Below are 13,444 nucleotides of genomic sequence, written 5' to 3'. Positions count from 1 at the left end.
AGATTAGTGTGTCGTGATGACCGATGGCCGGCGACCGGTCAGCGGCGCCCGGCCCGGCGTCCCCCGCGGCGGGCCGTCCGCCGCGAGGCCGGCTTGGGAGCGGTGCGCAGCCACATCTCGATCTGGGCGCCGCCCAGCGGGGAGTCGCCCGCGCGCAGCGAACCGCCGGTGGACTCGGCCAGGCGCCGGGCGATGTCCAGGCCCAGCCCCGTGGACCCGGCGCCGCTGGCGCCGCGCCGCAGCGCCGCCTCGACGTCGGCGATGCCGGGACCGGCGTCGCCGAACAGCAGGCCGGTGGAGTTGCGGCCGCGATGGACGGTGAGACGGAAGGCGGTGCCGTGCGGCGTGTGCCGGAAGATGTTGCCCATCAGCGCGTCCAGCGCGGCGGCCAGGTCGGCCTCGGCGACCGGGACCGGCGCCGGCTCGCCGGCGCCCACCAGATCCCAGCCGCGGTCCTGGTCCTCGGCGAGCGCCGACCAGAACTCCAGCCGCCGGCGGGTCACCTCGGCCGCGTCGCAGCCCGCCGCCGGCCGGGTCGCCTTCCCGCCGGACGGTCCGGCGGGCCGCCGCGCGGTGGCGATGATGTCGTCCACCGCCGTCTCCAGCCGTTCCAGCGCGCTGCGGCTCTGCGCCAGGCGGGCCGGGTCGCCGGGGTTGGCGGCGAGCCCGTCGAGGTCGACCCGCAGGGCCGTCAGCGGGGTCCGCAGCCGGTGCGACAGGTCGGCGCCGGCCTCCCGTTCGGCCGCCAGCAGCCGGGCCAGCCGGTCGGCCATGTCGTTGAACGCCTCGCCCGCCGCGCGCAGCTCCGCCGGTCCCTGCGGATCGACGCGCGCCGCGAGGTCGCCTTTGGCGACGTGGGTGACCGCGCGGACGAGCCGGTCGGTGGCCCCCACCATCCGCTTGGCCAGCCGGTCGGCCATCGCCACCGACACCAGCACCAGCGCGAGCGCGACCAGGGCGAGGATCGCCCAGGACCTCGCGACGCCCCGGCTCAGCTCGCCCTGCGGCACGAACACCTCGATGACCGCCGGTTCGGCGGCCTCCAGCAGCACCGGGCGCAGCAGCACCTTCCCGCCCGGCGCCCCGACGGTGGAGGTGCGCCGCAGCCGCCGTGCCGCGTCCAGGTCCCCGGGCGGGGCGTGGGGGGACCCGAGCACCTCGCCGGTGGGCAGGTGGAGCGCGAGCCGTCCCGCCGTCCCGGCGGGAACCGAGCCGACCGCGTCGTTCAGCGCGGCAGGGTCGGCGGTCACCGACAGCACCGGGACCAGCGAGGCCGCCTGCCGTTCGGCCGCGTTCAGCGCCCGGTCGTGCGCCATCTGGCCGTTCAGCAGCCCCAGCGGGACGACGAACGACAGCGCCACCATCGCCGTCACCGCCGTCGCGATGCGCGCCAGTGCCGTTCTCATCCCGCACACCCTCCCGTCTGGCCCGGCCACGGACTGACCGTGTGAGAAGCGAAAGATATGCCCTATGACAGGAATGAGGCCCATGCGAGCTCGAATCGGTTTCACGGCGGTGTGGGTCGCCACCACGGCCGCCGGCATCGCGATCAGCTGGACCGGCGTGGGCGGCGCGGTCCGCGGGACCGCCCTGGGAACGCCCGACGTGGCGGCGGAGGTCCCCGTCCTGCAAGGCCGGCCGCCTGCCGGCCCCTCCGCCGGGTCGTCCGCTGAAGCCTCTCCCTCCGCGTCGCCGTCCGCGTCCCCGGGCCGCTCCGGGGCCGACGCCGCGCCCACCCCCACGCCCGAGGGCGAGCGGCCGGCGGCCCCCGAGGCGTCGCGGAAGCCCGGTGAGAAGGTGCGCACGTACACGGTCAAGTCCGGACGCGTGGTGCTCGCCCTGTCCGGCGACGCGGCGCGGCTGGTGTCCGCCACGCCCGACGACGGCTTCCAGGCCAAGGTGTGGAAGCAGTCCAAATGGCTGCGCGTCGACCTGACCGATGACGTCCACGGCTCGGCCGTGTTCGCGAAATGGAACGGCCACCCGCCGCTCATCCAGGTCTACGAGTACTGAGCCGATGCGGGGGCAAGTGGTATTGACCAGTTGATCAGGACTCAATTACTGTTGCCCACCATGAGAACGGGCAGGCGAGAGGCGTTCAGCGTTCGATTCGCTCGCGAAGTTCTTCCGGATGGAGGGCGCGACGAGGGCTCGCGCACATACCAATCGGCGGCACGTCCCGTCCGCCTGGGGGCGGTGCAGGCGTCGTCTACTGGTACGGAAGCCCGGCGCTCCCCACGGGAGCCACTAATTGGTCCTTACCAATTTACGGAGCGTGGCTCGGTGAATCGGCGGCCGATCCGTCGCCATGCCGTTCAGAAACGGGAGGGAACGTCGTGAACGGACGTTGGAAGGTTCCGGTGGCGGTCGCGGCGGTGGCCGCGGTGAGCGCCTCCCCAGCGGCGCAGGCCGTCGCGGTCGCGCAGTCGTCGCCTGTGCCGCGCGAGGGCTGGGTCCTGGTGGCGCAGGAGGGGTTCAGCCGGCCGCTGACCGTGGACGACGCTCCATGGCGTCTGGATCCGCAGGGAGCCGGCAGCCCGTGGCACGTCGACCAGTTCGACGACGACGGCGAGGTGTGGAAGAACATCAGCGGGCCCGCCTTCGAGGAGGGGCTCAACTCACTGAACGTGTTCCGCAAGCGCGTGGAGTTCGGGAAGCGGGGCTGGCTGACCGCTGAGATCGCCGCCGTCGACAAGGACAAGGACGGCCGTCCCGACTCCCAGCCGGGCCTGTCGACCGCGCGGCTGCCGGGCGGGGAGAAGGTCGCGCAGCTGTCCGAGCCGAGCTGGGACGCCGGGGTGCTGATCCGGCCCACCAGGCCGCTGCCCCCGCGCTACCGGGTGGAGATGACGCTGCGCGGGATCGACTTCGGCGGCAAGCGCGACGGCAGTTTCGAATACGACGGCAAGTACAACGGCTACACGCAGGAACCGTGCAAGACCGGCTATCCCTGGACATTCCAGGGCGCGCTGCCTGGCAAGACGCGCTGCGAGTACGGCGACGTCCGCCAGGAGAACGGCTTCTACTACATGACGATCCTCGACTACGCCACCCCGGCGCCGCACAGCAACCCGGGCATCCACTACCGGCGCAAGGTCATCATGGACGGGTACTTCAGCAACGCCCGCTGGTCCCAGAACAACGGTGTCTGCAATCCGAAGACCGGCGAGATCTACGGGGCGCCGGAGGGGACGTTCAACGGGGTCAACGCGATCTTCCCGCGCGGCGACAAGATCACCCGCAACAACAACGTGGGCACCGAGTACTACTACAAGACCGCCTGCGGAAACTACTCGGGCGACGGGACGTTCGGCCCCGACGGCAAGTACCGGGACCTGCTCACCAGCGCCGAGCTCCAGCCGGAGCTGATGCCGCAGGCGTCCTACCGGTTCGCGGTCGAACGCGGCGCCACCGGCTACACCGTCGAGATGAGCGGCCCGTTCCGCCACATCGGGCAGGCCACACTCCGGTACCACCACGCCTTCGTCGAGGACGGCCGGCCGCTCTGGCACTACAACCAGACCCCCGGTGAGTACGACGGCCGGTTCGACCAGCAGATCACGCACAAGGGCCCGGCCGGGACCTACACCACCGAGCACACCTGGCCCGCGGGCTCGGCCTACCCCGACTCCTTCATCATCGGCGACCCGCACCTCAACTACTACGAGGGCTCGGCGAAGATCGACGACATCCGCCTCTACGTCCCCAAGAAGTGAGACGCCCGGCCGCGGTGCAGGGGGGCACCTGTCGGCGTGGCGGTGTGGTGCGCCACGCCCTGCCCTCCGGGCCGGACACGTCGGCAGATCCGCCGGTCAGTCGGGCGCCGCCAGCATGACGCCGACGCCGCGCACGGTGTGCAGATAGCGCGGCGTCGCGGCGCGTTCCCCCATCTTGCGGCGCAGCCAGGACAGGTGGACGTCGATGGTCTGGTCGTCTCCGTAGGGCTGCCGCCACACCTCGCTCAGCAGTTCGCGCCGCGTCACCACCCGCCCGGCGTTGCGCGCCAGGAAAGCCAGCATGTCGAATTCCAGGCGCGACAGCTGAAGGACGGCCTCGCCCAGTCTCGCCTGCCGCCGGTCGGGGTCGATATTCAATTCTCCGACCACCAGGGATTTCTGCCGGTGTTCCGTCCGCGTCCGCCGGAGCACCGCCTCGATCCGGGCATGCAGATGACCGGCGGAGAAAGGCTTGACCAGATAATCGTCGGCCCCCGATTCCAGCAGCCGGATGATCTCCGGTTCGCCGTCCCGGGCCGTCGCCACGATCACCGGGACGTCCGAGACCGCGCGCAGCATCTTCAGTGCCTCACCGCCGTCGAGGTCGGGCAGCCCCAGGTCAAGGACGACGACGTCGGGTGCGTGCGCGGCCGCGTCCCGCAGCGCGTCCAGGGCCCGGCCGGCGCTGCGCACCGCATGTCCCAAATCCCGGAGTTCCCGCAGAAACGCCTGCCGGACATGGTCGTCGTCTTCCACCAGCAACACGGTAGCCACGGTCGGACAATATCCCATTAAGTGCGGACCTAAAGAGCGGTTCGAAAGGTTCGCCGATGGCTTCGACAAGGCGGTCGCGGCGCCATGACCGGATCGCCGGGCATGGGTTTCGCCGGGCGGAGCGGGGCCGTCGTGCCCGTTCCGCCCGGCGGTGGGAAGTCCCCGGAAAGCCCGTCCGGCCTCAGCCGTTGAGCAGGCCGAGCATCTGCCGGATCTGGTCGGTCCGGGACTCCTTGACGCGCTTGGCGAACGCCTTGGCGTCGGCGTTGCCGCCCTTGCTCAGTTCCGTGTCGGCCATCTCCACCGCGCCGTGCTGATGCCCGACGAACAGGTTGAGGAACGCCGGTTCGAATCCCGCGCCGGTGGTCTGCTTCAGGGTCCTGATCTCCTTGGCGCCGGTGGCCGGCATGCCGCCATGGGCGGCGTGCGCGCCCGCCGGATGATCGCTCGTGAGGGGCTTCGACCACGTGCGGAGCCAGGAGCTCATCGTCTTGACCTCTTCGGACTGCGTCGCAGCGACGGCCGCGGCGAGATTGCGCACCTTGGTGCCCTGGGCGCGCTCGGCGGCCACCCGGGCCATCTCCACGCCCTGCTTGTGGTGCGCGATCATCATCTGCAGGAACATCACGTCGTGGTCGTTGTACCCGGCCGAGGCCGGCGCGTCCGAGGCGGCGCCCACCGGCTCGGACGACCCGTGCCCTTCGTGGCCGCCGCCGCACGCCGTCAGCAGCAGGGGAACGAGGAGCACGGCCGGCAGCACGGCGCGGCGGCGGGCGCGGGTGCTCACAGCGGGAGCCACAGGGCCGGGGTGAACTCGGGCTCCCAGCTGCGGATCGTCGTGTGGGCCTGGCGGCAGCGGTACCGGGTGCCGTTGTAGGTGACCTCGTCGCCGATCGCGTACGTGGCGCCCGCCTTCCAGGCTTCACCGTCGGCCGGGGCGCCGGTCGGCTCGGGCCGCGTCGGCTCGGGTGCGGACGGCGTGGCCGTCGGGCCGGACGTGGGCTCCGCCGTGGGCTCGGGGGAGGCCGAGTCCGGCGGCTGCGTCCCGGAGCCGCCGCCGACGTTCAGGTCGACGCAGTTGTAGAACGCCATCGGGGTGTCGCCGATGTTCCACACCGCGAGGACCTTCTGCCTGCCGGGGAAGTCGCCGAGGTCGACCTGGTGCGTCACGACCGAGTCCGGGATCTGGTTGCCGTCGTCGAAGACGGCCACGCGCGTGCCGCCGACGAAGTACTCCCAGGTGCTGGTGCGGTGGCGTGCGGTGAGGGTCCAGCTGAACGTCACCGTGCTGCCGACCGACTTCGCCGGCCAGTTGCGGCTCTCGTCGGACAGCACCGCGAACTGGCTGAGGCCTCCATGGCAGTTCTTCTGCCCCTTCGGGCCTTCGACGCTTTGCGGTTCGAATTGAATGGGACCGCAGTCGGGCACGGCACCCGCGGCGCACAGAGCCTGCCGGCTCGGCGGCGATGAAATGTAGCCGTGCGCAGCGGCGGACCCGGCGGTGAACACTGTTCCGCCGGTGGCGGCGAGAATGGCGAGTGGGTAGGCGATGGTCCTGCGCATACAGGCCGTCCTCCATTGTCCTGACGGTTCGGCCGCCGAAATCCGAGGCGGCCTTGATTGGTGTCAGGACATTAGCTTCGACTCTCCTAAGACCGCCTTAACGACCAGGGAAGCACTCGTCAATCCTCTGGGCTCGGTGACCGGGGAGGCCGCGGGCTGAGCCCCGCCACGGCCAGCCGGAACAGCCGGTCCGCTCGGGCGGCGGGGTCGGGATGGTGCTCCGTGGCCAGGACGATGCCGACGATCAGCGTGATCAGGTCCGTGACGGTGACGTCCGCCGCCATCGCGCCGTCCCGCACGGCATGGTGCAGCAGCGGGGCGGCCGCCTCCTCCAGTGCCGCCGAGCAGCCGTTCTCCTGCACCGGCTCGGTCTCCTCGCCGTCGTAGGCCAGCGCGGCGGCCAGTCCCCGGACGGAAACGCAGTAGGCGACGACGTCGTCCAGCCATTCCAGGAGCGCGTCGCGGCCGTCGCCCCGGCCGGTCAGGTCGCGGGCGCGAACGCACAGGGCCTCGATGCGCTCCCGGGAAACCGCTTCGAGCAGCGCGCGGCGCGAGGGGAAATGCCGGCGCACGGTCGCCGAGCCGACCCCGGCGGTGCGGGCGATCTGCTCCAGGGAGGCCGCGGCGCCGTGGGCGGCGACCTCCTCCTCGGCCACGGCGAGAATCCGCGCGTAGTTGCGCCGGGCGTCGGCGCGCTGGCGCTCGGGCATGGCGTCTCCTCCGGACTTGGCTCATGGATTTGGCTAAATGGCGGGGCCCGCCGTATCGTACCCGAGCGTAAGTGGCGGCCCCCGCCACTTAGTGTGAACGACTATCGGAGGAGCAGCATGTCCACAGCCTTCGCGCCCGTTCTGGTCACCGGTGCCACCGGCAGGCAGGGCGGCGCCACCGCGCGCGCCCTGCTCGCGGCGGGCGTGCCCGTCCGGGCCCTGGTCCGCGATCCGGCCGGGGAGCGGGCCGGGGCCGTCGAGGCGCTCGGAGCCGAACTCGTCGGCGGCGACCTTAACGACCGCGATTCCGTCGTCCGGGCCGCCGAGGGCGCCCGTGCCGTCTTCTCCGTGCAGATGCCCGCCGGGACCGCCGATGGCTTCGATTTCGACGGGGAGGTGGCCCAGGGCGTCAACCTCATCGAGGGGGCGAAGGCCGCCGGAGTGCCGCAGTTCGTGCACACGTCCGTCACCGGCGCCGGCCAGCACACGCAGACCCCCGGCTGGGCCGAAGGGCGCTGGGCCTCCATGGAGCCGACCCTGAGCGCCAAGAGCGCGATCCAGGACCGGGTCCGCACGGCCGGGTTCGCCCACTGGACGCTTCTCAAGCCGGGCTTCTTCATGGAGAACTTCCTGCCGTCCATGGCGTTCCTGTTCCCGCGCGGCCTCCACGGCGGCCTTGTGAGCGTCCTGAACCCTGGGACCCGGCTGTCCCTCGTCGCGGTGGACGACATCGGCGCCGCGGCCGCCGCGGCGGTCGCCGAGCCCGGACGATTCGACGGGGTCGAGCTGGAACTGGCGAGTGAGCACCTGTCGATGACGGAGATCGCCGAGGTCCTCTCCCGGGTTCTGGGCAGGCATCTGCCCGCGCCGGACATGACCGAGGAGGAGGCCTTCGCCGCCGGGATGCCGGCGATGGGCGCCGGGCACGAGTGGCTGAACGTCGCCCCCCAGCCGGGACGCCCGGAGTACGCGAGGGCACTCGGCATTCCGCTCACGTCCTTCGACGCATGGGCGCGCAAGCACATGCGGGCCGATGCCTGAGCCCTCAGGGGGACGGGTACGGGAGGAGATCCGCGTCGATCTCCTCCCAGCGCGCCGCCAGGTCCTTGAGGACGCCGGGGTTGCGTGCGGCGAGGTTCGCCTGCTCGCGGGGATCGGACCGCAGGTCGTACAGGGCGTCGCTGCCGGACGCGCGCAGGTACTTCCACCGCCCCCTGCGCAGCGCCCGCGAACTCCGCGTCCGCCAGAAGAGGTCGTGGCCCGGGGGCCGGGCGCCGTCCAGCAGGTACGGGGCGAGGCTGCGGCCGTCCAGCGGGTGGCTCGCAGCGGGCTCCACCCGGGCGGCGCCGAAGATGGTGGCGGTCCAGTCCTGGGTGCTGACCGGCACCCCGCTGACCTGGCGGGGCCGGATGCGCGCGGGCCAGCGCAGGATGGTGGGCACCCGGATGCCGCCCTCGTTCAGGCTCGCCTTCGCCCCGGTCAGCGGCCACGTGTACGACCAGCGCTCGCCGCCGTTGTCGCTGGCGAACAGCACGAGCGTGCCGCGTTCCTGACCGGTGTCGCGCAGCGCCTTCAGCACCCGGCCGATCCCGGTGTCGAGCGCCTCGACCATCCGGCGGTAGGTGTCGAGTGACCCGCCGTCGTCGTGCCGCAGGGCCCGCCGGTCGCCCGCTTCGATCCGGGCGGTGATCTCCTTGCTGACCGCCCGGTCGCCCGGCGCCTCCCACGGCCAGTGCGGGGCGGTGAAGTTGAGGTTCAGCAGCCACGGCCCGTCGTGCCGGTCCCGGACGAACGCGGCGGCGCGGTCGGCGATCGTCTCGGTGTAGTACCCGAGCGACTCAGTGGGCACCTCGCCCTCGTACAGGTCGAGCCCGCGAGAGCTGAGCTTGGAGTAGTAGTCGACGGCGCCCGACATGTTGCCGAAGAAGGTGTCCCAGCCCGACTTCAGCGGGCTGAACCACGGCAGGAAGCCGCAGTGCCACTTGCCGAACATCGCGGTCTCGTAGCCCGCGCCCTTGAGGAGAGAGGCGAGCGTGGGGTGCTCGGGCGGGATGCCGATCTGCTCGGCGGGCGTGCCGATCGGCTCCTCGAGGCCGCCGCGGAGGCGTCCGGGGTAGCGGCCGGTGTAGAGCCCGAACCTGGTCGGCGAGCACACGGCCGCCGCCGAGTACCCGTCGGTGAACCGCACCCCGCCGGACGCCAGCCGGTCCAGGCTCGGCGTGCGGATGTGCGTTGAACCGAAGCAGCCGAGGTCGGCCCAGCCCAGGTCGTCCCCCAGGATGACCAGCACGTTCGGCCGGTCCCTCCGGTCGCCCCGGCCGTCCGGGACGGACGTGAACGCGCGCTCCCGCGCCTGCGCGCTCGCCCCGCCCAGGGCGGGCGCCGCCGCCGCGGCGGCGGCTGCCGCGACGGCGCCTCTCCGGCTGATACCGCTCACTTGAACCACACCTTTCCTACCAAGTGACTAATAAGACCAAAATAGTAGGCAATAGATGATCATTCGGCAAGGCGGGTGGTCGGACGGTGGTCGGCGGCCGTACGGGGTGCAAGTAGCTTGATATCGAGATAAATTGGAGATAGCTTGACGTCAAGAGAAAAGCCGCCGAAGTTAGGGGAGCCTGATTCCCGGTCAGAAGCCCGACTAAGGCAGGATCGAGTAGGCGAGCACCCGCCGCGCCGCGCCGCGCGCCGCGCGCCGGCCACGGCGGCGGGCACACTGAAGATCGAAGACGAAAGCGCCGCGCTCATGTCCCGGACCGGACGCGCGGTGGTGACGGAGGAGGAGTCCGTGTCCGCGAACAGCTTCGGCAGCCGTGACAAGCTGCAAGTAGGCGACAAGTCGTATGACATCTACCGGCTGGACGCCGTCGAGGGCTCGGCCCGTCTTCCGTACAGCCTGAAGGTGCTCCTGGAGAACCTGCTGCGCACCGAGGACGGCGCGAACGTCACGGCCGACCACATCCGCGCGCTGGCGGGCTGGGACTCGAAGGCCGAGCCGAGCAAGGAGATCCAGTTCACCCCGGCCCGCGTGATCATGCAGGACTTCACCGGCGTGCCGTGCGTGGTGGACCTCGCCACGATGCGCGAGGCCGTCCGTGAACTGGGCGGGGACGCGAGCAACATCAACCCCCTCGCCCCGGCCGAGATGGTCATCGACCACTCCGTCATCGTCGATTACTTTGGCACCGCGCAGGCGTTCGAGCGCAACGTGGAGCGGGAGTACGAGCGAAACCGGGAGCGCTACCAGTTCCTGCGCTGGGGGCAGACCGCGTTCGACGAGTTCAAGGTCGTCCCGCCCGGCACCGGCATCGTCCACCAGGTCAACATCGAGCACCTGGCGCGCGTGGTGTTCGACCGCAACGGCGCCGCCTACCCCGACACGTGCGTCGGCACCGACTCGCACACCACCATGCAGAACGGCATCGGCGTCCTCGGCTGGGGCGTGGGCGGCATCGAGGCCGAGGCCGCGATGCTCGGCCAGCCGATCTCGATGCTCATCCCGCGCGTCGTCGGCTTCAAGCTGACCGGTGAGCTGCCCGCCGGCACCACGGCGACCGACCTGGTGCTGACCATCACCGAGATGCTGCGCGAGCACGGCGTCGTCGGCAAGTTCGTCGAGTTCTACGGCGAGGGCGTGCAGGCGCTGCCGCTGGCCAACCGCGCCACGATCGGCAACATGAGCCCCGAGTTCGGCTCGACCTGCGCGATCTTCCCGGTCGACGGCGAGACGCTGAAGTACCTGCGGCTGACCGGGCGCGACGAGGAGCAGATCGCGCTCGTCGAGGCGTACGCCAAGGCGCAGGGCATGTGGCTCGACCCGTCCGTCGAGCCCGAGTTCTCCGAGTACCTGGAGCTCGACCTCTCGGCGGTCGTCCCGTCGCTGGCCGGCCCGAAGCGCCCGCAGGACCGCATCTCCCTGTCCAACGCCAAGACGACCTGGCGGCGGGACGTGCAGAACTACGTCGAAAGCGTCCTAGGCGCGCTGGACGAGGCGTCCAACGAGAGCTTCCCGGCCTCCGACAGCCCGGCGATCCACCAGGAGACCGAGGGCGACAAGCCCCGGCACGTCGACGCCAACGGCTCCGGCCGCCCGCACCACCGCGTCCCGGTCACCCTCGACGACGGGACGAGCTTCGAGCTCGACCACGGGCACGTCGCCGTGGCCGCCATCACCTCCTGCACCAACACGTCCAACCCGTACGTGATGATCGGCGCGGCGCTGCTGGCCAGGAACGCCGTGGAGAAGGGCCTCACCCGCAAGCCGTGGGTCAAGACCTCCCTCGCGCCCGGGTCGCAGGTCGTCACCGACTACTACGAGCGCGCCGGCCTCACCCCGTACCTCGACAAGATCGGCTTCAACCTGGTCGGCTACGGCTGCACCACCTGCATCGGCAACACCGGGCCGCTGCAGCCGGAGATCTCCAAGGCCGTCAACGACAACGACCTCGCGGTCACCGCGGTGCTGTCCGGCAACCGCAACTTCGAGGGCCGCATCAGCCCCGACGTGAAGATGAACTACCTGGCGTCACCGCCGCTGGTCATCGCCTACGCACTCGCCGGGACGATGGACATCGACATCCTCAACGACCCCATCGCCGAGGGCACCGACGGCCCGGTCTACCTGCGCGACATCTGGCCCGAGCCGGACGAGGTGGCCTCCATCGTCGAGTCGTCCATCGGCCAGGACATGTTCACGCAGAGCTACGCCGACGTGTTCAAGGGCGACGAGCGCTGGACCGGCCTCGACATCCCGACCGGCGACCTGTTCGAGTGGGACCCCGACTCCACCTACGTGCGCAAGGCCCCGTACTTCGACGGCATGGGCGCCGAGCCGGAGCCGGTCACCGACGTCCACGGCGCCCGCGTCCTGGCGAAGCTGGGCGACTCGGTCACCACCGACCACATCTCCCCGGCCGGGGCGATCAAGGTCGGCACGCCCGCCGCCCAGTACCTCCAGGACAACGGCGTCGCGATCAAGGACTTCAACTCCTACGGCTCGCGCCGCGGCAACCACGAGGTCATGATCCGCGGGACGTTCGCCAACATCCGGCTCCGCAACCAGCTCCTGGACGACGTCGAGGGCGGCTACACCCGCGACTTCACCCAGCAGGGGGCGCCGCAGTCGTTCATCTACGACGCCTCGCGGAACTACATCGAGCAGGGCACCCCGCTCGTGGTCATCGCCGGCAAGGAGTACGGTTCCGGCTCGTCCCGCGACTGGGCCGCCAAGGGCACCGCGCTCCTCGGCGTCCGCGCGGTCATCGCCGAGTCCTACGAGCGCATCCACCGCTCGAACCTGATCGGTCTCGGCGTGCTGCCGCTGCAGTTCAAGGACGGCGACTCCGCCGAGTCCCTCGGCCTCACCGGCACCGAGACGTTCGACATCACCGGCGTCACCGCCATGAACCAGGGCGGCGTCCCCGACGAGGTCACGGTGAAGGCGGACGGCAAGGAGTTCACCGCCACCGTCCGCATCGACACCCCGGGCGAGGCGGACTACTACCGCAACGGCGGAATCCTCCAGTACGTCCTCCGCAACCTGATCCGCAAGTAGTCCGAGTCGGTCGCCGAGAGTGCCTCGTCCCCAAAGGGGCGGGGCACTCTCGCTTTCCCTGCTCACGCCGCTCCAACGAGCAGGTGGGTCACCTGCCTGTCACCTAGACTGGACACCGACAGACACCACTGTGGAGGGCGCATGCCTGCCGACGACGACGTCACCGTCACCGTCACCGTCAAACGCGAGGAACTCGACGCTGTCGCCGACAGGCTCGGTACGAGGTCGGACGCAGAGACGGTTCTGGCAAGCGTGCACGGGGCTGAAGTCTTCACAGAGTGGGTCGCCACCTCATTGAGGCAGCTGATCGATGCCGGCCGCCTGGCCGTTGCAGGTGAGCACGATCATGGTGTTGACCTCGTGGTGCTGGATTGGTCCGGGGAACGTTTCGCTATTCAGGTGAAGCCTCGGTCGCAATCTCATGAGGCGAGGGGGCAGGCGCTCCAGGTCCGTGCCATGTTGGATGATCTGGCCTCGAAGCTGCCTTCAGGTGATCTTCTGCTGAGCGTTTCGTCCGCAGGGCGGCCAGCAACAAGACGCCGCAGACGAGCGGTTCCAACGTCGGAGTTCATGGCGGAGTTCAAGGGTTTGCGGCCACTGGACCCGGAAAGGTTCCGAGCAGATATCGACGACGGCTTCGACACCGAGCCCGACGACCCCTACAAGCGAGCGCGCGGGTGACCGGCTCGCAACACCCGGAAGGGCTCGTTGATACGAACATCGTGATCCTTCCCGGCACCTCGATGCGGAGGAGCTTCCCGAGAGGATGTTGGTCAGCGCGATCACGATTGCCGAGCTTGCGCAGGCGCCCCACTTCACTGACGACCCGGTGGAACGAGCGGAGCGGATCGCCATGCTGACCAAGGCCGAGGCCATTTGGGACCCGTTGCCGTTTGATGACGATGCGGCCCGCAGCTATGCCCGCGTGGTCGCGGGGGTCCTTGCGATCGGACGGAAGCCCCGGGGGGGGGTTCAAGATCTGATGATCGCAGCGATTGCGCAGGCGAATGATCTTCCGCTGTACACAACCAATCCCGGCGACTTCAAGGGGCTTGAGGGACTGCTGGAGGTAATCGGAGTGACCAGGCCGCAGCTTGGCCTGTGAGTAGGGCGCACGAGCCGCCATG

12 protein-coding genes are annotated in these 13,444 nt (G+C 70.5%); 6 read left to right on the top strand and 6 right to left on the bottom strand.

What is annotated here, in order from left to right; translation table 11 throughout:
• Positions 1-38: 38 nt before the first annotated feature.
• A complete protein-coding gene (locus E1285_RS09000) occupies positions 39-1,406 on the bottom strand; it encodes a HAMP domain-containing sensor histidine kinase (RefSeq protein WP_132150034.1) in 1,368 nt (455 codons plus the stop codon).
• Positions 1,407-1,488: 82 nt separating this feature from the next.
• Here E1285_RS09000 and E1285_RS08995 point away from each other — a divergent pair, with 82 nt between their 5' ends.
• Together E1285_RS08995 and E1285_RS08990 are read left to right on the top strand one after the other, a co-directional pair.
• Positions 1,489-2,013, top strand: a complete 525-nt coding sequence (locus E1285_RS08995) for a hypothetical protein (RefSeq protein ID WP_132150032.1) — start codon at positions 1,489-1,491, stop codon at positions 2,011-2,013.
• A 323-nt stretch (positions 2,014-2,336) separates the two neighbouring features.
• Positions 2,337-3,716 (top strand): hypothetical protein, encoded by a 1,380-nt coding sequence (locus E1285_RS08990; RefSeq protein WP_132150030.1) that lies wholly within the window; start codon positions 2,337-2,339, stop codon positions 3,714-3,716.
• A 96-nt stretch (positions 3,717-3,812) separates the two neighbouring features.
• On the opposite strand, the gene E1285_RS08985 is transcribed toward E1285_RS08990, so the two are convergent.
• The 4 genes from E1285_RS08985 to E1285_RS08970 form a co-directional block, all read right to left on the bottom strand.
• A complete protein-coding gene (locus E1285_RS08985) occupies positions 3,813-4,490 on the bottom strand; it encodes a response regulator transcription factor (protein ID WP_207946488.1) in 678 nt (225 codons plus the stop codon).
• 181 nt (positions 4,491-4,671) lie between these two features.
• On the bottom strand, positions 4,672-5,289 hold the full coding sequence (locus E1285_RS08980; RefSeq protein ID WP_132150028.1) for a DUF305 domain-containing protein: 618 nt from the start codon (positions 5,287-5,289) through the stop codon (positions 4,672-4,674).
• Positions 5,274-6,053 (bottom strand): lytic polysaccharide monooxygenase, encoded by a 780-nt coding sequence (locus tag E1285_RS08975; protein WP_132150026.1) that lies wholly within the window; start codon positions 6,051-6,053, stop codon positions 5,274-5,276. The genes E1285_RS08980 and E1285_RS08975 overlap by 16 nt, the downstream gene beginning before the upstream one ends.
• Positions 6,054-6,172: 119 nt before the next feature.
• Complete coding sequence (locus E1285_RS08970; protein ID WP_132150024.1) at positions 6,173-6,763, bottom strand: TetR/AcrR family transcriptional regulator; 591 nt, start codon at positions 6,761-6,763, stop codon at positions 6,173-6,175.
• 117 nt (positions 6,764-6,880) lie between these two features.
• Here E1285_RS08970 and E1285_RS08965 point away from each other — a divergent pair, with 117 nt between their 5' ends.
• Positions 6,881-7,804, top strand: coding sequence for an NmrA family NAD(P)-binding protein (locus tag E1285_RS08965; protein ID WP_132150022.1), 924 nt, complete (start codon positions 6,881-6,883; stop codon positions 7,802-7,804).
• 4 nt (positions 7,805-7,808) lie between these two features.
• Here E1285_RS08965 and E1285_RS08960 read toward each other — a convergent pair whose 3' ends face one another.
• Positions 7,809-9,200 (bottom strand): sulfatase-like hydrolase/transferase, encoded by a 1,392-nt coding sequence (locus E1285_RS08960; protein WP_207946487.1) that lies wholly within the window; start codon positions 9,198-9,200, stop codon positions 7,809-7,811.
• Between the two features lie 351 nt (positions 9,201-9,551).
• Here E1285_RS08960 and acnA point away from each other — a divergent pair, with 351 nt between their 5' ends.
• The 3 genes from acnA to E1285_RS08945 all read left to right on the top strand — a co-directional run bounded on the left by acnA (position 9,552) and on the right by E1285_RS08945 (position 13,422).
• Entirely contained in the window at positions 9,552-12,317 is a 2,766-nt protein-coding gene (acnA, locus tag E1285_RS08955; RefSeq protein WP_132150020.1) for an aconitate hydratase AcnA, read from the top strand.
• 141 nt (positions 12,318-12,458) lie between these two features.
• Positions 12,459-12,998 (top strand): hypothetical protein, encoded by a 540-nt coding sequence (locus tag E1285_RS08950; RefSeq protein WP_132150018.1) that lies wholly within the window; start codon positions 12,459-12,461, stop codon positions 12,996-12,998.
• An 85-nt stretch (positions 12,999-13,083) separates the two neighbouring features.
• Entirely contained in the window at positions 13,084-13,422 is a 339-nt protein-coding gene (locus E1285_RS08945) for a type II toxin-antitoxin system VapC family toxin (protein ID WP_243722654.1), read from the top strand.
• Positions 13,423-13,444: the final 22 nt, after the last annotated feature.

It is taken from the genome of Actinomadura sp. 7K507 (assembly GCF_004348425.1).
GTDB lineage: Bacteria > Actinomycetota > Actinomycetes > Streptosporangiales > Streptosporangiaceae > Spirillospora.
The sequence above is the reverse complement of the archived record's forward strand: the minus strand, read 5'-3'. Positions and strand labels throughout refer to the sequence as shown.

Bases quoted from the DNA above. Each gene is read 5' to 3' on its own strand.
- E1285_RS08945 (WP_243722654.1), top strand. From the start codon at position 13,084: ATGTTGGTCAGCGCGATCACGATTGCCGAGCTTGCGCAGGCGCCCCAC.
- E1285_RS08965 (WP_132150022.1), top strand. From the start codon at position 6,881: ATGTCCACAGCCTTCGCGCCCGTTCTGGTCACCGGTGCCACCGGCAGG.
- E1285_RS08950 (WP_132150018.1), top strand. From the start codon at position 12,459: ATGCCTGCCGACGACGACGTCACCGTCACCGTCACCGTCAAACGCGAG.
- E1285_RS08975 (WP_132150026.1), bottom strand. From the start codon at position 6,053: ATGCGCAGGACCATCGCCTACCCACTCGCCATTCTCGCCGCCACCGGC.
- E1285_RS08995 (WP_132150032.1), top strand. From the start codon at position 1,489: ATGCGAGCTCGAATCGGTTTCACGGCGGTGTGGGTCGCCACCACGGCC.
- E1285_RS09000 (WP_132150034.1), bottom strand. From the start codon at position 1,406: ATGAGAACGGCACTGGCGCGCATCGCGACGGCGGTGACGGCGATGGTG.
- E1285_RS08970 (WP_132150024.1), bottom strand. From the start codon at position 6,763: ATGCCCGAGCGCCAGCGCGCCGACGCCCGGCGCAACTACGCGCGGATT.